The organism is Xanthomonas sp. SI, from assembly GCF_014236855.1.
Classification (GTDB): domain Bacteria; phylum Pseudomonadota; class Gammaproteobacteria; order Xanthomonadales; family Xanthomonadaceae; genus Xanthomonas_A.
In genome coordinates this window covers 1,539,562-1,561,069 of the sequence record NZ_CP051261.1, presented here as the reverse complement: position 1 = coordinate 1,561,069, position 21,508 = coordinate 1,539,562, and the positions used below count along the sequence as shown (strand labels likewise).

Genomic DNA, 21,508 nt, shown 5'->3' with positions numbered 1-21,508 from the left:
ACAGACGGATGGTGGGCTCGGGACTCGGGACTCGGGACTCGAAGCGTCGCACGCGTTGCCTGCGAATCCACTGCGCCGTCCGGCGAGACCTTACGCTTCCCGCGTCCCCGGTCCCGCGTCCCGAGTCCCGGCTTCAACATCCATCACTGCTCCGATCGCCTCGGCCAACATGTCGCCGGTGACTGGCTTACGCACGAAACAGGCGAAACCGGCCGCCTTGGCGGCGGCCTCGGCCTCGCCGTCGGAACGCGCAGTCACCGCGATCAGCGGAAAGTCGTAGCCGAGCGCGCGCAATTGCCGCGCCAGCGCCAGGCCGTCCAGCGCCGGCAGGTCCAGGTCCAGCAGGCCTAAATCGAACGTGCCCTGGCTTACTTCGGTCAACGCTTCCAGGCCATGCGCCGCGCAGGCCACATGATGGCCGCGGCTGCGCAGCAGTTCGGCCATCACCTGGGCCACGGTCGGTTCGTCCTCGACCAGCAGGATCCGCAGCGGCGCCTGGGCCCGCGCCGGCAACGGCACCACCGTCGCCGCCTCGGCAGGCCGCGCCTGCCAGCGCAGCGGCAGCGTCACCCGGAAGCGCGCGCCGTGCCCGAGCCGGCTGTCGACCTGGATGCGCCCGCCCATCGCCATCGCCAATTCCTGGCTGATCGCCAGACCCAGACCGCTGCCGCCGTAGCGGGCGGCGGTGCGCGGGCCTTCGCCCTGCTCGAAACGCTGGAACAGCCGCGCCTGCTGCTCGGCGCTGATGCCCGGGCCGGTGTCGGCAACCTCCACGCACAGCCCGTGTCCGCTGTGCAGCGGCGACACGTGCAAGGTCACCGAGCCGCTGGCGGTGAACTTGATCGCATTGCCGATCAGATTGAGCAGGATCTGCCGCACCCGCACCGCGTCGCCGTTGACGGTCACCGCGCCCGGCAAGGTGTCGTGGCATTCGAAGCGCAGGCCGCGCGCCTGCGCCAGCGGCGCCATCAGGTTCACCACGTCGGCGATCAGCGCCTGCAACGCGAACGGCTGCAGGTCCAGTTGCAGGCGCCCGGCCTCGATCCGCGCCAGGTCCAGCGCATCGTTGACCAGGTGCAGCAGGTGCGTGCCGGCGCGGCGGATCGATTCGGTATAGCCGCGCTGCTTGGGATCCAGCGGCGTGGCCAGCAGCAGTTCGCTCATGCCCAGCACGCCGGTCATCGGCGTGCGCACCTCGTGCCCCAGCGTGGCCAGGAAACGGGTCTTGGCCAGCGACGCCTGCTCGGCCACTTCCTGCTTGTGCAGCGCCAGTTGCCAGGAATGCTGGCGGCGCAGGCGGCGGCGGTAGGCGCGCAGTGAGGCCAGCACCAGCAGCGCGGCGGCGGCGAGCAGCCCGGCGATGCCCCAGACGCTGCGCCACCACGGCGGATACACCCGGAACGGCAGCCGCAGCGTCGGCGACCAGGCGCCGTTGCGGGTGCGCGCCTGTACTTCGAGCACCTGCGCGCCGGCCGGCAACTGCGGCAGCGTGCGCTCGCCGGTGGCGCCGACCGCGACCCAGTCGCGGTCGTAGCCGGGCAGGCGGAAACGGTAGACGATGCCTTCCGGATCGACGAACGACAGCAGCCGCGCCACCACGCGCAGATCGCGATCGTCCGGCTGCAGGGCGAAACCGCCGCTCACCGGCAGCGCCAGCAGCCGCTCGCCGCGGCGCACCTGCACGCTCTCCACGCTCAGCGTCAGCGGCACCTGCGGCGGGTCCGGCAGCCGCGTATCCAGCAGTGCCACGCTGCCATCGGCGGCGGCCGCCACCAGCACCCCGTCGGCCGCCATCAACAGCCCGCGCTTGACCACTTCCTGGCTGCTCAATCCGTTGCGGGTACCGAACGCGCGCACCGCGGGCGTGTGCCGCGGATCGATCCGGAACAGGCCGCGGCGCGTACCCAGCCAGGCGCGTCCCTGCTGATCGACGACCAGGCCCTGCGACTCGGTCGGCGGCACGCCCTCGGCCGCCGCATAGCGATGCGCCTGCTGCCAGTGCCCGCCCTCGCGGCGCCACAGCTCGAGCCCGGACAGGCGATGCAGCCACAGGGTCTGCGCATCGGCGAAGGCGAACGACTGCACCCGTTCGCCGGCGAATTCCGGCGGAGCGCGGAACTGCCCGGCGGCGGTATCCCAATAGTGCAAGCGCTCGGCGGCCAGCCACGGCGTGCCGTCCGGCGCCAGGTCGAACGCGGCGATATCGGCGGCGGCGGCCAGCCCGCGTTGCGGACCATGGATGTTGTCCAGCACGTGGCCGTCGGCGAGCGCGCGCACCTGCACGCCGAACCCGGGCGCGGCCACCCACAAGGTGCCGTCGGCGCGCTGGCGCAACCAGCTGTTGACGCCGATGTCGGGGGTCGCGTCGGCCGCCGACGCACGCCCCCAGCTTTTCAGCGCGCCGCCGTAGGCAGGGCCGCGCAGCAACTGGGCGCTGCTGCCCAGCCACAGGTCGCCGGCCGTGTCTTCCAGTACCGACAGCACGCGCACGCCGGGCAGGCTGGGCGTCCACTGCGGCTTGCTCAATTCGCCGCTGGCCGGCTGCAGCCGGTACACATTGCCGCCGGTCCCGGCCAGCCACACGCCGCCGTCGCGGGCCGGTGCCAGGCCGGCATACAGGTCCGGCGCCAGGCCGTGCGCCGGCCCCAGCACCGCCAGCCGCCGCCAGCCCGGGCGCAGGTAGCCCAGGCCGCGGGTCGGCAACGACACCCACAGTCCGCCCTCCTTGTCGCGCAGCATGCTCACAACCACGTTGGCGCCGGCCACCGCCGCCTCGCCCTCGGCGATGCGCCGCAACGCGCCGTCGGCCGGCTTGTGCCACAGCCCCTGGCCGTTGCCGAGCCAATAGCCGCCGTTGCCGTCCTCGGCCATGCACAGCACCCCGCGCTGCAACGCGCCGGTCCAGTCGGCACGCTGCCAGCGGCCATCGTGGCCAAGCCGGTACAGCTCGCTGTTGGTGCTGACCCACAGGCCGTCGGACAGCGCGATCACCGCCGCGACCTTCTGCGGCGCATCCGTGGGACCGGGCAGGCGGTAGGCGCTGGCGCGCTTGCCGTCGTAGCGCACCATGCCCTTGAAGGTGCCGATCCACAGCACCCCGGCCGCATCGAAGCCCAGGCCGACGATCGCGCCGTCGAGCATCGCATCGACCTCGCTGTCGCCGGCCTGGATGCGCTGCACGCGTCCGTCCGCTGGCACCCGGTACAGGCCGCCGGCGTAGGTGCCGAACACCACCTCGTCGCCGCGGCTGGCGATCGCGAACACCTCGTCGCTGCGCATCGCCGGTTGCGTGGCCATGTTGAAATGGCGGAATCCGCGGCGCGCGGTATCGAGCATGCTCAGACCGCCGCCTTCGCAGGCCACCCAGACCCGGTTGCGCGCATCGATGTGCAGTTCCTGCACGTAGTTGCAGCGCAGCGACTGCGGATCGTCCGGGTCGTGGCGCCAGATGCGGAATTCGCGCCCGTCGTAGCGGGCCAGGCCGTCGCCGCTGGCGATCCACAGGTAGCCGTCGCGGTCCAGCGCCAGCCGAGAGATTTCGCTGGACGGCAGCCCATGCTCGGCGCCCAGCACGCGGAACCGCGGCAGCTCCGGCACCGCCGCCAGCGCACTGGCGCAGCAACCGGCCAGCAACAGCAGCAGCCAGGCGAGCGTCCAGCCGCGGCGCAGGCGTCGAGGACATGGAATTTGCATCGACATCGGCTCCGGCGGCAGTGAACGATCGGCGGCGGATGAACACCGGCGCACTGCCGGGGCCGGCCGCAGACAGCGCGACCGCTCCGTGCCGCCTTGATGCGGCAGCGTTCTTATACCGCGGGGGGCCGCAAAATCCCACCCGCCGCGTCACGCAACGAACCATTGCGCCGCGCGCTGGCGCAAGCGCCGCGGACTGCGCCTAGAATCCCGGCTACTCCTTCTGCCTGGCCCACCCATGCTCCAGCGCTGCCTGATCGCCCTGCTGCTGACCCTGCCGACCGCCGCACTGGCCGCCCCGGCGCAGTACGCGCTGGACCCGGTGCACACCCGCGTGCTGTTCGCGATCGAGCACGCCGGCTTCTCCAAGGCGCTGGGCGCCGTGTCCGGCAGCACCGGCACGCTGGCGTTCGACCCGGACGACTGGCGCAGCGCGCGGCTGGACGCGCGGGTGCCGCTGCAGCGCCTGGACCTGGGCGACGACAAATGGAACCGCGCCGCGCTGGCGCACAACCTGGTCGACGGCGAGCGTTTCCCCGAGGCGCGCTTCGTTTCCACCCGGATCGAACCGATCGACGCCACCCACGCCAAGGTGTTCGGCACGCTGACCCTGCACGGGGTCAGCCGCGAGATCGCGCTGGACGTGACCCTCAACGCGCTGAAGCGGCATCCGCTGCCGCCGTTCCGCCGCACCGTGGGCTTTTCCGCCACCACCACGCTGCAGCGCGCCGACTTCGGCATCGCCGCCTGGCCGTCGGTGATCGGCGCCACGGTCGAACTGCGCATCGAGGCCGAGGCCACCCGCGACGGCCGCGCCGACGCCGACCCGCCGCCGGCGGACGCGCCCGCCGCCGACACCCCCACTCCGCCGCCCAGCCCCAGCGCCAACCAGGAATCCACGCCATGACCGCCAAGAACACCGCCGAGCGTTGGGGCGGCGTCAGCCAGACCCTGCATTGGCTGATCGCCGCCTTGATCCTGCTGCTGGGCGTGGTCGGCCTGACCATGGGCGAGCTGCCGAAGACGCCCAAGTACTTCTGGGTCTACACCGCGCACAAGTCGCTCGGCCTGACCGTGCTGGCGCTGGTGATCGCACGCCTGGGCTGGCGCCTGTATGCCGGCGCGCCCAAGCCGGTGCCGGGCACGCCGAGCTGGCAGGAACGCATCGCCAGCGCCACCCACGTGCTGCTGTACGTGCTGATCTTCGCCATGCCGCTGTCCGGCTGGCTGTACGACTCGACCAGCGGCCTGCGTCCGTTCCGCTGGTTCGGCCTGGTCGCCGTGCCCAAGCTCAGCGCGCCCGACGCGCACCTGCGCGATCTGTCGCATGCGCTGCACGAATGGGGCTTCTGGATCCTGATCGCGGTGGTGCTGGCGCATGCCGGCGCCGCCTTCTACCACCACCTGTTCCAACGCGATGCCACCCTGGCGCGGATGTTGCCGCGCGGCTGGCTGACCCCCAAATCCTGAGGAGTTCCATCATGTCGTCCCGTTTCGCCTCCCCCGCCGCCGTTGCCGCCAGCCTGGTGGCGATGCTCGCCGCCGCCCCCGCGTTCGCCGCCGATTACGTGCAGGCGCCGGGCTCGAGCCTGGTGTTCGCCAGCAAGTACGACGGCGAAGTGTTCACCGGCCAGTTCCCCGGCTTCGACACCAAGCTCAGCTTCGACCCGGCCAACCTGGCCGGCGCCAAGCTCGACGTGGCGATTCCGCTGGCCGGCGCCAAGAGCGGCAATGGCGACCGCGACTCCACATTGCAGGGGCCGGACTTTTTCAACGTGGCCAAGTTCGCCACCGCCCACTACCGCGCCGACAAGTTCCGTTCGCTGGGCAACAACCAGTACGCCGCCGACGGCACCCTGGAACTGCGCGGCGTGTCCAAGCCGGTGACCCTGACCTTCACCTGGACCCCGGGCGCGCAGCCGGTGCTGGCCGGCAAGGCCACCGTCAAGCGCCTGGACTTCGGCGTCGGCGGCGGCGACTGGGCCGACACCAAGACCATTCCCAACGAAACCGCGATCAGCACCAAGGTCGTGTTCAAGGCGAAGTGATTCGCCACCGGCCGCAGCGGCACGCGGCCACTGGGCGGCGGATTCCCTCGTCGGGTCCGCCGCTTTTTTTGTGCCTGGACCGGCGCGGCGCGCGGCGAGGCGCATGCCTTGCTGGCCTATGCGCGGCAGGAACTGGGCCTGCAGCACGCGATCGCACGGCGTCTCCGCAGAACCTGGCCTACCTGCGCGTATTGCGCAAGGCCGGCATGCATCCGGCCCCCACCCGCAGCGACGGCACGATGATCTGCTGTTTCGCATGGCATGCAGACGCGGCGCCGGCAAGCGAGGATCTGCACCGCGGCGCGCCTGCCGTCTGGCAACAGGCCGCTCGCAAGGCGTAGCTTCGCCGCAACGCGGAATCGCTCGACTGCGGATCATCGCGGCAGCGCGTCGCGTGCGCGCGGCTTGAAGCAGAGCCGCTCAGTCCTGCAGCGTCAGCCAGTCCGCCACCCGACGCAGATCGAACGGCCACCCCAGCTCGCGACCACCGGCGTCGCGCAGCACCGGCACCCGCTCGCCGTAGCGCGCCTCCAATGCCGGGTCGCCGTCGATGAAAACGCTTTCCAGGTCGGCCACGCGCGCCTGCGCCAGGACCAGCAGGGCCTGGTCGCACAGGTGGCAGTCGTCGCGCTGGTACAGGGTCAGGGACATGGCCGCGGCTCCGATGCTGCGTTGCGGGCGTGCGCAGTGCGCCGGGGGCATAGAATAGATGGTCTTTGGCCTTCCACCTCTCCGGCACGTATGGCTGTCAGCACCTTCGACCTGTTCAAGATCGGCATCGGGCCGAGTTCCTCGCACACCGTGGGGCCGATGCGTGCGGCCGAGCGCTTCGTGCACCGCTGGCTGCTGGATCCGGGCCGGCTCGGCGAGGTGGTGCGGATCCGCGCCGAGGTGTTCGGCTCGCTGGCGCTGACCGGGCGCGGCCACGGCACCGACAAGGCGGTGCTGCTGGGCCTGGAAGGCCAGCGCCCGAACCTGATCGACCCGGACATCATTCCGAGCACGCTGGAGCGCATCCGCGGCAGCAAGCGCATCAACCTGATGGGCCAGCACAGCATCGCCTTCGACGAGAAGCGCGACCTGGCGCTGAACAAGCGCCAGAAGCTGCCGTACCACACCAACGGCATGCGCTTCACCGCCTATGCCGCCGACGACGAAGTGATCGCCACGCGCGACTACTACTCGGTCGGCGGCGGCTTCGTGGTCAACCAGGACGACGCCGCCGACGACCGCATCGTCGCCGACGAAACGCCGCTGCCGTACCCGTTCAAGAGCGGCGACGAATTGCTGGCGCAAGCCGCGCGCAGCGGCCTGAGCATCGCCGCGCTGATGTTCGAGAACGAGAAGTGCTGGCGCAGCGAGGACGAGATCCGCGACGGCCTGCGCGAACTGTGGAATGCGATGCAGGCCTGCGTGGCGCGCGGCATCCGCGAGGAAGGCACGCTGCCCGGCGGCCTGCACGTGTCGCGCCGCGCGCCGGCGCTGTACCGCGAGCTGTCGTCCAAGCCGGAAGCGGCGATGCGCGATCCGCTGACCACGCTGGACTGGGTCAACCTGTACGCGCTGGCGGTCAACGAAGAGAACGCCGCCGGCGGGCGCGTGGTCACCGCACCGACCAACGGCGCGGCGGGGATCATTCCGTCGGTGCTGCACTACTTCGACCGTTTCTGCCCGGGCAGCGACGAACAACGCATCTTCGATTTCCTGCTGACTGCCGCGGCGATCGGCATCCTGTACAAGGAAAACGCCTCCATCTCCGGCGCCGAAGTCGGTTGCCAGGGCGAAGTCGGCGTGGCCTGCTCGATGGCCGCCGGCGGCCTGGTCGCCGCGCTCGGCGGCAAGCCGGGGCAGATCGAGAACGCCGCAGAGATCGGCATGGAACACAACCTCGGCCTGACCTGCGACCCGATCGGCGGGCTGGTGCAGATCCCGTGCATCGAGCGCAATGCGATGGGCGCGGTGAAAGCGATCAACGCCAGCCGCATGGCCATGCGCGGCGACGGCAAGCACAAGGTATCGCTGGACAAGGTGATCCGGACCATGCGCGACACCGGCCGCGACATGCAGGACAAGTACAAGGAAACCAGCCGCGGCGGGCTCGCAGTGAACGTGATCGAGTGCTGAGATGATGCTGCCGGCGTGCCGTCCATGTCCGAGCGGATCGCACCGCTGCGGCGCATGCCTGGGCCACGTCGGCGCGCGCAGTCGGACCGAGCGCAACGCCGGCACGGCGACGCGGCATGGGCTGCGCGCCACCGCGCCCCGCGGGTCGGACCTGCCTGGATGACAGGCCTTGCGGCCGTCGCGATCGACGACGCCGCGCAGGCTTTTGTTGCGGTACGGATAAAGATCGGCGCGCCTGCGCCGATAGCGACACTGACGATCCGCCGAGCCGGCACTGGAATGCCCTTGCAGTCCCACCCCGCTTCCTGGTGCACCTGTGCGCTAAAGCTGGCCATGCTCTTCGGAGCGTGGATCTCGCTCGTGCCGACGGCGGCCGCCTTGCAGCCGGACAAGCAGTTCAACCACTACGAACGCCAAGGCTGGGGCCTGGAACAAGGGCTGCCGCAGCTGAGCGTGCAGGCTTTCGCGCAGGATCGGCAGGGCTATCTGTGGATCGGCACGATGGGCGGGCTGGCGCGCTTCGACGGCGTGCGCATGACCACCTTCGGCGAGAAAGCCCCGGCCAACCTGCCCGGCCCGTGGATCAAGGCCCTGCAGGTGGACCCGCGCGGCGACCTGTGGATCGGCACCTACCGCGGCCTGGCGCGCTATCGCGACGGCCGCTTCAGCAACCTGCTGCCGCAGGATCCGCAAGCCGCGCTGCTGAATATCGAAGCGATCGCGGTCGACGCGCAAGGCACGGTGCTGGTCGCCGCGCAGGACGGCGTCTACGCCGTGGTCGGCGACAGCCTGCGCCTGCGTCATCGCATCGCCGACGGCGCCTATGCGCTGCTGCCGCGCGGCGGCGAGCTGTGGGTCGGCACGCGCGGCGCCGTGCTGCGCTTCGCCGAAGGCGACGAGGAACCGCTGCCGCTGCCGGCCGACGCGCACGCCGCGCCAGTGCGGCAACTGCTGGACGCGCAGGGACGGCTGTGGGCCGGCAGTCGCGACGGCCTGCTGTTCCGCCGCGACGGCCGCTGGCAGCGGCTGCCTGGCGACCCGGCGGTGACCCGGCGCGCGGTGGAAGCGCTGTTCCAGGACAGCGACGGCAACCTGTGGGTGGGCCTGCCCGGCTATCTGCTGCGCGTACGCGACGGCGACATCGTCGAGCGATACACGGAAAGCGACCAGGACGCCGGCGCCAGCGCGATCTTCGAGGACCGCGAGCGCAACCTGTGGCTGGGCAGCCGCTGGAAGGGCGCGACCCGGCTGTGGAACGGCTGGACCCGCCGCTACAGCAGCTACGAAGGCCTGAGCGACCCGCTGGTGTGGACGCTGGCGCGCGATCCCGACGGCTCGCTGTGGGTCGGCACCGGCAACGGCCTGGAGCGGCTGCGCGCCGGCCGCTATCAGCAGGTGCTGCGCCGCGAGCAACTGCCCGCCGATGTTCCCTACACCCTGCTCGCCGAACCCGGCCAGCTGTGGATCGGCACCCGCCGCGGCGCGCTGCTGTACCGCGACGGGCGCGCCAGCGAGCCGCCGCTGCTGGCGCCGCTGCACGAACTGCAGGTCAACGGCATCGTTCGCGACCGCGCGCAACGGCTGTGGTTCGCCACCAGCGACGGCCTGTTCCGCAGCGACGGCGCGCACCTGCAGCGCTACGGCAACGACGAGGGCCTGCGCGATCCGCGTGTGCGCCTGATCCACGAAACCCGGGCCGGCCGCCTGCTGATCGGCTCCCAGGCCGGCCTGTACGAACTGCGCGGCGAGCGCCTGCTGCCGCTCGCCGAGGCCGGCTCGGCGCTGGCCGACGCCGACGTCACCGCGATCCACGAACTGCCCGGCGGGCAGTGGGTGATCGGCACCCTGTCCGACCAGCTGTGGGTGTTCGACGGCAAGCGCTGGACCATGTTCGACGAACACGACGGGCTGCCGGCCAACGCCGCGTTCTTCATCGCCGACGACGGCCATGGCAGCCTGTGGGTGGCCGGCCTGCGCGGCGTGTACCGGATGCCGCTGGCGAGCCTGCTCAAGCGCATCGAGGTGCCGAGCACGCCACTGCAGGCCGAACTGCTGCTCAACGAGCGCGGCCAGCGCCACGGCGGCGTGCAGGGCCTGTGCTGCAACGGCGCCGGCAACGGCAAGGGCTTCATCGACAACGGCACGCTGTGGCTGCCCAGCCGCGACGGCGTGGTGACCATGGACACCGCCGGCATCGTCAAGAATCCGGTCGCGCCGCAGCCGGTGGTGGAACGGATCCGCGCGCAGGGCCGCTGGATGGCGCCGCAGGCGCTGCGCGACACGCCGCTGCCGGCGCAGGCGCGCGACCTGGATTTCGAGTTCACCGCGGCCTCGTTCCAGGCCCCGGAGAACGTGGAACTGCGCTACCGCCTGGTCGGCTACGACACCCAGTGGCGCAGCCTGGACGACATCCGCCAGCGCGTGGCCAGCTATACCAACCTGCCCGGCGGCGACTACGTGTTCGAGGTCAGCGGCAGCAACAACGCCGGGGTCTGGGCGCAGGCGCCGGCGCGATTGCCGCTGCGGATCCGGCTGCGCTTCCAGGAGACGCTGTTCTACAAGCTGCTGCTGGCGCTGGGCGTGCTGGCGCTGGCGCTGGCGCTGCTTGGCATCGCGCGCGTGGTCAACCAGCGCCAGCGCGCGACGCTGGAACGGCAGGTGCGCCAGCGCACCGAGGCGCTGCAGGCGGCCAACCAGCGCCTGCAGGAAGCCAGCTTCACCGACGACCTGACCCAACTGCGCAATCGCCGCTACCTGTCGCTGCACATCCCCAGCGACATCGCGCTGTACCGGCGCATGGCCGCCAACGACCAGGACATGCTGTCCTCGGGCATGCTGTTCGCGCTGATCGACATCGACCATTTCAAGGCGATCAACGACAGCGGTGGCCATCACACCGGCGACGCGGTGCTGCAGCAGATGGCGCAGCTGCTGGTCAAGCTGACCCGCGAAAGCGACTACGTGGTGCGCTGGGGCGGCGAGGAATTCCTGCTGGTGCTGCGCTCGGCGCCGCGCGAGAACCTGACCGTGGCCGCCGAGCGCCTGTGCCGCTCGATCGCCGCGCACAGCTTCGCGCTCGAGCACGGCCGCCACAGCCAGGTCACCTGCTCGATCGGCCTGGCCGAATTCCCGTTCGTGCACGATCCCGACAGCCGCCTGGGCTGGGAGCAGTTGCTGATCCTCGCCGACCGCGCGCTGTACCAGGCCAAGGCCAAGGGCCGCAACGGCTGGGCTGCGTACCGGCCGGTACTGGGCACGCAGGCCGAGCAGGTGTTGGCAGCGCTGCAGGAGCCGGCCGAGCGCATGCAGCACCACGCCTGCCTGAACCTGGTGCACTCGCGCTGCTGAAGCGCGTTGACGCGGCCCGTGCATGACCCGGGCTAGAGTCGCGGCATCCCCGCACTCGCTCCAGCCCGCATGCGCCGACACTCGCTCCTCGCCGCGCTCGCCGCCGCGCTTCTGCTGCCGCCCTGCCACGCCGCCACGCCCACGCCGCGCTACGGCGCGCAGTTGGAAGGCTTCGATTATCCGTATCCGGTCGCGCGCTACGACTTCGCCTCGCAACGCCAGCCGTTGCAGATTGCCTACCTGGACGTGGCCCCAACCGGCGCGCCGAACGGCCAAACGGTCGTGCTGCTGCACGGCAAGAACTTCTGCGCGGCGACCTGGGAGTCGGCGATCGCCGCGCTGGTCGCCGCGGGCTATCGGGTGATCGCGCCGGACCAGATCGGCTTCTGCAAGTCGAGCAAGCCGCAGGCCTACCAGTTCTCCTTCGCGCAACTGGCGGCCAACACCCATGCGCTGCTGCAACACGCCGGGGTCACCCGGGCGGTGTTCGTCGGCCATTCGATGGGCGGCATGCTCGCCGCGCATTACGCCCTGCAGTATCCGCAGGACGTGAGCCGGCTGCTGCTGGTCAACCCGATCGGGCTGGAGGACTGGAAGGCGGCCGGCGTACCGTGGCGCAGCGTCGACGACTGGTACGCGAAGGAACGCAAGACCGATGCCGCCTCGATCAAGCAGTACCAGCAGAACGTCTATTACGGCGGGCAGTGGAAACCCGAGTACGACCGCTGGGTGACGATGCAGGCCGGGCTGTATGCCGGTCCCGGCCACGACCGTGTGGCCTGGAACCAGGCGCTGACCTCGGACATGGTGTTCAACCAGCCGGTGGTGCAGCAGTTCGCGCAACTCCGCGTGCCGACCACGCTGTTCATCGGCCAGCGCGACCGCACCGCGATCGGCAAGGACCTGGCGCCGCCGGCGCTGGCCAGGACCCTGGGCGACTATCCGGCGCTGGGCAAGCGCGCGGCGGCGGCGATTCCCGGCGCGACGCTGGTCGAATTCGCCGACCTGGGCCACTCGCCGCAGGTCGAAGCGCCGCAGCGCTTCAACGCCGCGCTGCTGCAGGCGCTGGCCGCGCCGAGCGCCGCACCGAACGCTGCGCCGTAACGGCGCAGCGGATGCCGGCGCCTCAGCGCACCGCGATGCGCAATACGTCGTCGAGCAAGGCCGCCGCGGTCACCTCGGCACCGGCGCCCGGGCCCTGGATCAGCAACGGTTGCTGCAGGTAGCGGTCGCTGTGGATGGCGACGCGATTGTCGGTGCCGGCGCCGCTGGCCAGCGGATGCGCCAGCGGCAGTTCGCGCAATCCCACCGACGCGCCATGCGCATCGAAGCGGCCGACGAAACGCAGGCAGGCGCCATTCGCGCGCGCCTGCGCCAAACGCGCCGCCAGCGGCGCATCCAGCGCCGACAACCCGGCATCCACGTCGCGCGGTGCCGCCGCGGCCAGCGCCGCCGGCAGCAGCGAATCGACCTGCACCTGCTCGGCGCGCAGCGACAGCCCGGCCGCGCGCGCCAGGATCAGCAACTTGCGGCGCACGTCCTCGCCGGACAGGTCCTCGCGCGGATCCGGCTCGGTATAGCCGGCCGCCGCGGCCTCGCGCACGCAATCGGAGAACGCGCGGCTGCCGTCGTAGCGATGCAGCAGCCACGCCATCGAGCCGGACAGCACGCCTTCCACCGCGTGGATATGGTCGCCGCCGGCGGCCAGCGCGCGCAGGCTGCTCAGCAACGGCAGGCCCGCGCCGACCGTGGCGCTGTCGCCGTAGTGCGCGCCGGCGGCATGCCGCGCGGCATGGATCTGTTCGGCGCGCGCCAACGCGGCGCCCTGGCCGAGCTTGTTCGCGGTGACCACATGCACCCCGCGCGACAGCCACTCGGCATGCCGCTGCGCCACCGCTTCGCTGGCGGTGGCATCGACCACGATGTCGCCGGCACGCAGATCGGCCGGTTGCGGCGTGCTGCCGCCATTGCCACGCGCGGCGGCATTGGCCACCGCCAATGCCTGCGCCGGTGCTTGCCCGCATTCCTGAAGGGTGCGCGAATTGGCCAGCCAGGCGAACGCCGGCAAGCCCGGGCGACGCTGCTGCAACACCTGGTAGCGCGCGACGAAGGCGCGTCCGACCGTGCCGGTACCGAGCAGACCGAGCCGCGGCAGTGCGGCATCGGCCGCCCGCGCCGGCGCCGGCGCTATTGCGTCAGCGACGCTGCTGTTCACGCGTCCACCCGTTTGCGCGCCACCGACTCGCCCGCCTGCTGCGCACGCAGCAGACCGGCCTGCAGGTCGGCGATCAGGTCCTCGCTGGACTCGATGCCCACCGACAGCCGCAGCAGGCCATCGCTGATGCCGGCGTTGGCGCGCGCCTCGGCGGTCATCGCCGCGTGCGTCATCGACGCCGGATGCGCGATCAGGCTCTCCACCCCGCCCAGCGACTCGGCCAGGGTGAAATAGCGCAGGCCATCGACGAAGGCGCGCACCTCGGCCTCGCCGCCGGCCAGCTCGAAGCTGATCATCGCGCCGAAGCCGGTCTGCTGCCGCGCCGCCACCGCATGCCCCGGATGCGTGGCCAGGCCCGGGTAATAGACCTGGTTGACCGCGGCATGCCCGTCGAGCAGCGCCACCACCGCCTGCGCATTTTCCTGGTGCACGCGCAGCCGCGCATCCAGCGTGCGCAGGCCGCGCAGGGTCAGGAACGCATCGAACGGCGACCCGGTCAGGCCCAGCGCGTTGGCCCACCACACCAACTGCTGGTGCAGTTCGGCGGTGGCGGCGATCACCGCGCCGCCGACCACATCGCTGTGGCCGTTGACGTACTTGGTGGTGGAATGGATGACCAGATCGGCGCCGAAGGCGATGGGCTTCTGCAGCGCCGGCGACAGGAAGGTGTTGTCGACCACCGCCAGCGCGCCGGCCTTGTGCGCGGCATCGATGACGAAGCGCAGATCGGTGATGCGCAGCAGCGGATTGGACGGAGTTTCGATCAGCACCAGCTGCGGCGACTGCGCCAGCGCATCGGCCAGCGAGCGCGGGTCGGTGAGGTCGGCAGTGATCAGCTCGAAATGGCCCTTCTTGGCCAGCGCGTTGAACAGGCGCCAGCTGCCGCCGTACGCATCGTGCGGCACCACCAGCTTGTCGCCCGGCTGCAGCAGCGCGTTCAGCACCAGGTTGATCGCGCCCATGCCGGTGGCGGTGATCACGCCGCCGGCGCCGCCTTCCAGCTCCGCCAGCGCTTCGCCGAGCAGGTCGCGGGTCGGGTTGCCGCTGCGGGTGTAGTCGTACTGGCGCTTGTTGCCGAAGCCGTCGAAGCTGAAGTTCGACGACAGTACGATCGGCGGAGTCACCGCGCCGTAGGCGGTATCGCGATCGATGCCGGCGCGCACCGCGGCGGTGGCGGCGCTACAGGGCAGATCGTTGTCGTGGGCAGTGCTCATGCGGTAGCTCCGGTGGGGCGAAGGGCGGTGGCGAGGATCGCGTCGATGCGGTCGGTTTCTTTCAGGAAGGCGTCGTGGCCGTATGGCGAACGCAGCACGCGCAGGCTGCCGCGCGGGCCCAGGCCTTCGACCAGGGTGACCAGGTCGGCCAGCGGCACCAGGCGGTCGCCTTCGACCGCGACCACCACTGTCGGCACGGCGACGGCGGCCGGATCGATGCGGTGCAGGTCGATGGATTCGGACAGGCGCAGGTAGGCGTTGACCTGGGTGCGCGCCACGTACTGCGCGCCGGCGGCATCCAGGTAGTCCTCGGCGGCGACGCGCACGCGGCCGTTGATCACTTCCGGTGGCGCATCGAAGCGCTCGCCGAATTCTTCCGGGGTGCGGTAGCTGAGCATCGCGAACTGCCGCGCCAGCGACAGCCCGTGGCTCTCGGCGCACTGCAGCTGGCCCAGCGCCACCGCGCGGCGCTGCAGCGCGCGCCATGCCGCGGCATACGGATGCGCGCGGTGCGCACCGCTGACCGCGACGAGCTTCAGCAAGCGCTGCGGATGCCGCACCGCCAGCTGCAGGCCGACAAGCGCGCCGTAGGAATAGCCGACGAAGCCGTGCAGTTGGGCGATGCCCAGCGCATCCAGCAGCGCGGCGATCGCATCGGCCTGGTCGGCGCTGTCGATCGGCGCGTCCAGGTTGCCGTCGGCGCCGACGAAATCGTATGCCAGCAACCGCCGCTGGCTCGGGTCCAGCGCCCGCCCCGGCCCGACCAGGCCTTCGGCCCAGCCCTTCTCGGGGAAGCTCGCGTTGGCGGCGAGATGGCGATGCGCGGAGATGCCGCCGGCGACGAACACCACCGGCGCGTCGACCGGTCCGCTCAGTTCGTAGCGCAGGCGCAGCAACTGCACGCCGGCGTGGCGCAGCGGCAGCGCCACCGCCACTTCGCCGCGCATCGCGATGACGCCATCGGCGGCCGGCGCAACGGCGGCGGCATAGCGGTCAAGCGGCACATTCACAGCAAGGGGGCGGTTTGGCGTATTCACGAGGCTCATGGCGGTATCCGGGGAGGAACGGCCATCGAGCTTCGCGGAGCTCGCGTTCGACGTGCGGAAGGCACGAATCGAACCATCTTTCGGCGGACGCGGTGGTCCCCGCAGGATTTGGCACCTACACGGTCGCTTGCGCGTCCGCTGGCTGCCCCGGCATCAAAGGGCCTGTCCCTCCGCCGGTCTCGATGGTGACCCCACGATGCCAGCGTTTTTCGGCGATGTCAAATCTCTTTATTCGGATGGAGCGATATAAGGAAACCGGGATCGCGACTGCCGCATACTCCGCACCGCCACGGCGCTCCCCCACGCCGGCGCCAGGAGTCCCGATGCCCGGCCAGTGCCCGGCCCCCGCCACCGCCCACGACGTCGCTGCGTTCCGCGCAGCACCGCGCTGGCCGCTGCTGGTCGCCTGCGCGCTGGGTGTCGCGTCCACCCCAGGCGCAGCCGGGACGCTGTATGCGTGGAAGGACGCCAACGGCATCGCCCACTACGGCGACCACGTGGCCGATCCGCAGCGCGCTGCGGCGCCCGAACCGCCGCCGGCGTCGGCGAGCGCCGAGCTGCCGCTGGCGCAGTTGCGCCTGGATGGCCAAGCTCCGCGGCAACAGGCCTGGGCCGACAACCGCCTGGACGGGCCGCTGCAGGTGCAACTGCGCTCCCGCCACGCCGACAACCTCGCCGCGGTCCCGGCACTGCCACTGCGCGCGATGCTGCCTGCCCGCGGCAGCGCCCTGCTGTCGCGGCTGTACGCCAGCGACCCGCGCTACGCCAGCCCGTTCGACCTGGTGCTGGAGGCCGTACCCGGCGACCCGGCCGCCAAGCCGCAGGACGCCCTGTACCAGTTGCCGTTCGCTGCGGCGCCGGTGCGCGTGGACCAGGGCGTGGGCGGCCACTTCAGCCACCACGACGCGCAGAACTACTACGCGCTGGATTTCGCCCTGGCCGAAGGCACCCCGGTCCTGGCCGCGCGCGCCGGCACGGTGATGCAGGTGGAAGCGGGTTTCGCCGAGGCCGGACTGGACCGCGAGACTTTCGGCGGCCGCGCCAACTTCGTGCGCATCCTCCACGCCGACGGCAGCATGGCGCTGTATGCGCACCTGGCGCCGCACGGCGTGGCAGTGCATGCCGGCCAGCGCGTCGCCGCCGGACAACGCCTCGCGCTGTCCGGCAACACCGGCCTGAGCACCGCGCCGCACCTGCACTTCGCGGTACAGGTCAACCGCGGCATGCGCCTGGCGTCGATCCCGTTCCGCATGGCCGGCGCGCTCGGCGAACTCAAATTGCCGCGCAGCGAGGACGCCGCGGACGGCGCGCAACCCGTGCCCGGCGCCGCGGCGCTATAATTGCGCTCTTCCCTGTAGCCGTGATCGCCCAGTGGGCGCCGTTGCCATGTCCGATGTTGCCCAGGAAGCTGCGCGCCGCCGCACCTTCGCCATCATTTCCCACCCCGATGCCGGCAAGACCACGCTGACCGAAAAGCTGCTGCTGTTCGGCGGTGCGATCCAGATGGCCGGTTCGGTCAAGGGCCGCAAGGCCGCGCGCCATGCGACCTCCGACTGGATGGCGCTGGAAAAGGAGCGCGGCATCTCGGTGACCTCGTCGGTGATGCAGTTCCCGTACGAAGGCAAGATCATCAACCTGCTGGATACCCCCGGCCACGCCGACTTCGGCGAGGACACCTACCGCGTGCTCACCGCGGTGGACTCGGCGCTGATGGTGATCGACGTGGCCAAGGGCGTGGAAGAACGCACCATCAAGCTGATGGAAGTGTGCCGGCTGCGCGACACGCCGATCATGACCTTCATCAACAAGCTCGACCGCGAAGGCAAGGAGCCGATCGACCTGCTCGACGAAGTGGAGACCGTGCTCGGCATCCAGTGCGCGCCGGTGACCTGGCCGATCGGCATGGGCCAGCGCCTGAAGGGCGTGGTGCACCTGATCAGCGGCGAAGTGCATCTGTACGAACAGGGCCGCAACTTCACCCGCCAGGACTCGACCATCTTCCCGTCGCTGGACGCGCCCGGTCTGGCTGAGCGGATCGGCGAACAGATGCTGGCCGAACTGCGCGAGGAACTGGAACTGGTGCAGGGCGCCAGCCATGCCTTCGACCTGGACGCCTACCGCGCCGGCAAGCAGACCCCGGTGTTCTTCGGCTCCGGCGTCAACAACTTCGGCGTGCAGCCGTTGCTGGACTTCTTCGCCGAGCACGCGCCGCCGCCGCAGGCGCATGCCACCACCGGCCGCCCGGTGCAGCCGACCGAGGAAAAGCTGACCGGTTTCGTGTTCAAGATCCAGGCCAACATGGATCCGCAGCACCGCGACCGGGTCGCGTTCATGCGCATCTGCTCGGGCCGCTTCAGCGCCGGCATGAAGACCCTGCACGTGCGCACCGGCAAGGACACCAAGCTGGCCAACGCGCTGACCTTCATGGCCAGCGACCGCGAGATCGCCGCCGAGGCCTACCCCGGCGACGTCATCGGCATCCACAACCACGGCACCATCTCCATCGGCGACACCTTCACCGAGGGCGAGGCGCTGTCGTTCACCGGCATTCCCAACTTCGCCCCGGAACTGTTCCGCCGCGCGCGGCTGCGCGACCCGCTCAAGCTCAAGCAACTGCAGAAGGGCCTGGCGCAGCTGTCCGAGGAAGGCGCCACCCAGTTCTTCCGCCCGCTGATGAGCAACGACCTGATCCTGGGTGCGGTCGGCGTGCTGCAGTTCGAAGTGGTCGCCTACCGGCTCAAGGACGAATACGGCGTGGATGCCAGCTTCGAGCCGGTCGGCGTGGTCACCGCGCGCTGGGTGCACTGCGACAACGCCAAGAAGCTGGAGGAATTCCGCGAGAAGAACGCGATGAACCTCGGCATCGACGGCGCCGGCGAACTGGTCTACCTGGCGCCGACCCGGGTCAACCTGCAGCTGGCGCAGGAACGCGCGCCGGACGTGCGCTTCGCCGCGACCCGCGAGCATGCGCACAGCGTCGCCCTGGACTGACGCAGGAACTGACGCCGCAAGCGCGCGGGCGTGAACCGCGCGCCAATTGCTGCATCGCAACGGATGCGAACCGCTCGCAATTGCGGTACCGTTTCGGGCCATGGAAGCAGACCCGCGTTCCTCGCTCATGAACGCCGATGCGCCGCCTTCGACGGACTGGCGCGACGAACTCGCCAGCGCGCTGACCCACGGCCTGGGCGCAGTCGCCGCACTGGCCGGCAGCTCGGTGCTCATCACCCTGGCCGCGATCTACGGCGACGGCTGGCAACTGGCCGGCGCGATCGTGTTCGGGGTCGCCTTGCTGCTGCTGTACACCGCCTCCACGCTGTATCACGCCATTCCGCATCCCGGCGCCAAGGCGCGGCTGCAGGTGCTGGACCACTGCGCGATCTACGTGCTGATCGCCGGCACCTACACGCCATTCACCCTGATCGGGCTGCGTGGCCCCTGGGGCTGGGGCCTGTTTGCGGCGATCTGGACCATCGCCCTGGCCGGGGTGATCTTCAAGCTGTTCTTCACCGGCCGCTTCCGGCTGCTGTCGACCATCCTCTACCTAGCCATGGGCTGGCTGATCGTGGTGGCGATCGAGCCGCTGCTGCACTCGGTCGATGTGCCGACCCTGTGCTGGCTGCTGGCGGGCGGCCTGTTCTACACGCTGGGCACCTACTTCTACCAGCGCGACACCGTGCGCTACTTCCATGCGATCTGGCACCTGTTCGTGCTCGCCGGCAGCGTCTGCCACTTCGTCGCGGTGACCGGGCAAGTGCTGTAGACCGGTTTGCTGGAGGGCACCCTTTCGCACCCTGTGCACGCACGCCGCCTAGTATGGCGAGATGGATCGCGAACCCACTTCTGTGTCACGTGGCCGGCGCCGTTCCTGGCCCTGGCGCCGCCCCGACGGCCGCTTGCGGCGTTGGCCGCTGGTCCTCGGCGCACTGGTGCTGGTGCTGCTGGTCGTCATTCTGATATTCGACTGGAACTGGTTCAAAGGTCCGGTGGAGCGCGCGGTGCAGGCCAAGACCGGTCGCGCGTTCCACATCGACGGCAATCTCGACGTCGACCTCGGCAGCACCCTCACCATCCGCGGCGATCGCCTGCGCTTCGCCAACGCGGACTGGTCGAAACAAGCGCAGATGGCCAGCGCGCAGCGTGCCGAGATCGACCTGTCGCTGTGGCCGCTGTTGCGCGGCAAGGTACGCATTCCGGAGATCCGCCTGAACCAGCCGAACCTGCTGCTCGAGACCGGACCGAACGGGCAACCGGGCAACTGGAACTTCGGCAGCAACGACGGCGGCACGCAGGTGGTCCTGGGCCGCATGCTGGTGCAGCAGGGACGGCTGCGTTTCCAGGACATCCCAGGCCGCACCGACATCGACGTCAGCGTGGACAGCCTGACCTCGCAGCGTCGCCGCGGCGACGCCGCACCGCCGATCGCGGTCGCCGGCGATGGCCGCTGGCGCGGCAACCCGTTCACGCTCAAGGGCAGCACCGCCTCGCCGCTGGAACTGAGCGAAAGCGACCATCCGTTCAAGATCGACCTGCGCGGCAGCGCCGGCAGCACCCGCGCGCACATGCGCGGCACGCTGACCAATCCGTTCCAGCTGCGCGTGTTCGACCTGCAACTGAGCCTGGCCGGTACCGACATGCAACACCTGTATCCGCTGCTCGGCATCGCCATTCCCTCCACCCCGCCCTACCAACTCGACGGCCGGCTCAAGCGCAACGGCGAAATCTGGCGCTACGAGGAGTTCAGCGGCCGCGCCGGCGACAGCGACCTGGCCGGCACCGTGCAGATCGACACCGCCGGGCAACGCCCGTTCCTGCGCGCCGACCTGCGTTCGCGGCGCCTGGACTTCGACGACCTGGCCGGCTTCGTCGGCGCGCCGCCGCGCACCGGCGCCGGCGAGACCGCCAATGCCGAACAGAAGGCACAGGCGGCCAAGCTCGCCGCCGACAGCAAGGTGCTGCCCTCCACCCCGTACGACCTCGGCAAGCTGCGCGCGATGGACGCCGACGTGCGCTGGAAGGCGCAGCGGATCAACGCGCAGACGCTGCCGCTGGACGACATGGATGCGCACCTGAAGCTCAACGACGGCGTGCTGCTGCTGCAGCCGCTCGACTTCGGCGTGGCCGGCGGCAACATCCGCTCCGACATCCGCATGGACGCGCGCAAGCCCACCATCGCCACCCGCGCGCAGATCTCGGTGCGCGGCATGCGGCTGGAAAAGCTGTTCCCGGACGGGCAGCTGGCCAAGGAAGCCTCCGGCGCGATCGGCGGCGAGATCGCGCTCGCCGGCACCGGCAACTCGATCGCGCAGATGCTCGGCAGCGCCGACGGCAGCGTCGCCATCGGCATGGGCAAGGGCCACATCAGCAACCTGATCATGGAACTGGCCGGACTGGACATCGCCGAGTCGCTGAAATTCCTGGTCACCAAGGACCGCGAGATTCCGGTGCGCTGCGCGTTCGGCGATTTCGCGGTCAGGGACGGGCTGATGCAATCGCGCGCACTGGCCTTCGACAGCACCGATACGTTGTTGATCGGCAGCGGCGATATCGATCTTGGCGACGAGAAACTGGACCTGCTGCTGAAGGCGCGCCCGAAGGACCGCAGCATCCTGTCGCTGCGCTCGCCGCTACGCGTCGGCGGCACCTTCAAGGATCCGACCTTCCGCCCCGACTTCAAGGCCCTGGGCATGCGCGGCGCGATCGCCCTGGCGCTGGGCAGCATCGCCCCGCCGGCCGCCCTGCTCGCCACGCTGGAAACCGGCCCGGGCAAGGACGCCGATTGTGGTGGGCATTATGCCAAGTAGCCGGGATTCGGGATTG

The 21,508-nt window shown here is 70.5% G+C and carries 15 protein-coding genes and 1 riboswitch; of the genes, 10 read left to right on the top strand and 5 right to left on the bottom strand.

Features of this window, described 5'->3' with window-relative positions:
* Nucleotides 1–90: 90 nt before the first annotated feature.
* Nucleotides 91–3,693 (bottom strand): ATP-binding protein, encoded by a 3,603-nt coding sequence (locus HEP75_RS06525; RefSeq protein ID WP_185826518.1) that lies wholly within the window; start codon nucleotides 3,691–3,693, stop codon nucleotides 91–93.
* 238 nt (nucleotides 3,694–3,931) lie between these two features.
* On the opposite strand from HEP75_RS06525, the gene HEP75_RS06520 reads away from it, so the two are divergent.
* Genes HEP75_RS06520 through HEP75_RS06510 form a run of 3 tightly spaced genes read left to right on the top strand, consistent with a single transcriptional unit; the run spans nucleotide 3,932 to nucleotide 5,741 of the window.
* A complete protein-coding gene (locus HEP75_RS06520) occupies nucleotides 3,932–4,600 on the top strand; it encodes a YceI family protein (protein WP_185825869.1) in 669 nt (222 codons plus the stop codon).
* Nucleotides 4,597–5,163 (top strand): cytochrome b, encoded by a 567-nt coding sequence (locus HEP75_RS06515; RefSeq protein ID WP_185815690.1) that lies wholly within the window; start codon nucleotides 4,597–4,599, stop codon nucleotides 5,161–5,163. Before HEP75_RS06520 ends, HEP75_RS06515 begins: the two co-directional genes overlap by 4 nt.
* 11 nt (nucleotides 5,164–5,174) lie before the next feature.
* A complete protein-coding gene (locus HEP75_RS06510; protein WP_185822593.1) occupies nucleotides 5,175–5,741 on the top strand; it encodes a YceI family protein in 567 nt (188 codons plus the stop codon).
* A gap of 420 nt (nucleotides 5,742–6,161) precedes the next feature.
* Here HEP75_RS06510 and HEP75_RS06505 read toward each other — a convergent pair whose 3' ends face one another.
* Entirely contained in the window at nucleotides 6,162–6,392 is a 231-nt protein-coding gene (locus tag HEP75_RS06505; RefSeq protein ID WP_185825868.1) for a glutaredoxin family protein, read from the bottom strand.
* A gap of 90 nt (nucleotides 6,393–6,482) precedes the next feature.
* Between HEP75_RS06505 and HEP75_RS06500 the strand changes: the two genes are divergently transcribed.
* From HEP75_RS06500 to HEP75_RS06490, 3 genes are all read left to right on the top strand, one after another.
* On the top strand, nucleotides 6,483–7,865 hold the full coding sequence (locus HEP75_RS06500) for an L-serine ammonia-lyase (protein WP_185815687.1): 1,383 nt from the start codon (nucleotides 6,483–6,485) through the stop codon (nucleotides 7,863–7,865).
* A gap of 360 nt (nucleotides 7,866–8,225) precedes the next feature.
* Nucleotides 8,226–11,213: a ligand-binding sensor domain-containing diguanylate cyclase gene (locus HEP75_RS06495; RefSeq protein WP_255424017.1), complete on the top strand. Its 2,988-nt coding sequence runs from the start codon at nucleotides 8,226–8,228 to the stop codon at nucleotides 11,211–11,213.
* Between the two features lie 69 nt (nucleotides 11,214–11,282).
* Nucleotides 11,283–12,317 carry an alpha/beta hydrolase gene (locus HEP75_RS06490; protein ID WP_185825866.1) on the top strand — a complete coding sequence of 345 codons (1,035 nt, stop codon included), beginning with the start codon at nucleotides 11,283–11,285 and terminating at the stop codon, nucleotides 12,315–12,317.
* Between the two features lie 22 nt (nucleotides 12,318–12,339).
* Here the strand turns inward: HEP75_RS06490 and HEP75_RS06485 are convergent, their stop codons facing one another.
* The 3 genes from HEP75_RS06485 to HEP75_RS06475 are packed head-to-tail and all read right to left on the bottom strand — an operon-like array spanning nucleotide 12,340 to nucleotide 15,688.
* Nucleotides 12,340–13,404 (bottom strand): homoserine dehydrogenase, encoded by a 1,065-nt coding sequence (locus HEP75_RS06485; protein ID WP_185826517.1) that lies wholly within the window; start codon nucleotides 13,402–13,404, stop codon nucleotides 12,340–12,342.
* Nucleotides 13,405–13,424: 20 nt separating this feature from the next.
* The gene (locus tag HEP75_RS06480) at nucleotides 13,425–14,642 is read right to left on the bottom strand and encodes an O-succinylhomoserine (thiol)-lyase (protein WP_185825865.1); all 1,218 of its coding nucleotides are present in this window, start codon (nucleotides 14,640–14,642) and stop codon (nucleotides 13,425–13,427) included.
* Nucleotides 14,639–15,688 (bottom strand): homoserine O-succinyltransferase, encoded by a 1,050-nt coding sequence (locus HEP75_RS06475; protein ID WP_185825864.1) that lies wholly within the window; start codon nucleotides 15,686–15,688, stop codon nucleotides 14,639–14,641. Before HEP75_RS06475 ends, HEP75_RS06480 begins: the two co-directional genes overlap by 4 nt.
* Nucleotides 15,689–15,758: 70 nt before the next feature.
* Nucleotides 15,759–15,877: riboswitch (SAM riboswitch) on the bottom strand.
* A gap of 134 nt (nucleotides 15,878–16,011) precedes the next feature.
* Here HEP75_RS06475 and HEP75_RS06470 point away from each other — a divergent pair.
* The 4 genes from HEP75_RS06470 to HEP75_RS06455 all read left to right on the top strand — a co-directional run bounded on the left by HEP75_RS06470 (nucleotide 16,012) and on the right by HEP75_RS06455 (nucleotide 21,492).
* Nucleotides 16,012–17,028, top strand: coding sequence for a M23 family metallopeptidase (locus HEP75_RS06470; protein ID WP_255424016.1), 1,017 nt, complete (start codon nucleotides 16,012–16,014; stop codon nucleotides 17,026–17,028).
* 46 nt (nucleotides 17,029–17,074) lie between these two features.
* The gene (locus tag HEP75_RS06465; RefSeq protein ID WP_185822586.1) at nucleotides 17,075–18,679 is read left to right on the top strand and encodes a peptide chain release factor 3; all 1,605 of its coding nucleotides are present in this window, start codon (nucleotides 17,075–17,077) and stop codon (nucleotides 18,677–18,679) included.
* A 127-nt stretch (nucleotides 18,680–18,806) separates the two neighbouring features.
* Complete coding sequence (locus tag HEP75_RS06460) at nucleotides 18,807–19,451, top strand: hemolysin III family protein (RefSeq protein ID WP_185815681.1); 645 nt, start codon at nucleotides 18,807–18,809, stop codon at nucleotides 19,449–19,451.
* A gap of 61 nt (nucleotides 19,452–19,512) precedes the next feature.
* The gene (locus HEP75_RS06455; protein WP_185825863.1) at nucleotides 19,513–21,492 is read left to right on the top strand and encodes an AsmA family protein; all 1,980 of its coding nucleotides are present in this window, start codon (nucleotides 19,513–19,515) and stop codon (nucleotides 21,490–21,492) included.
* Nucleotides 21,493–21,508 lie beyond the last annotated feature (16 nt).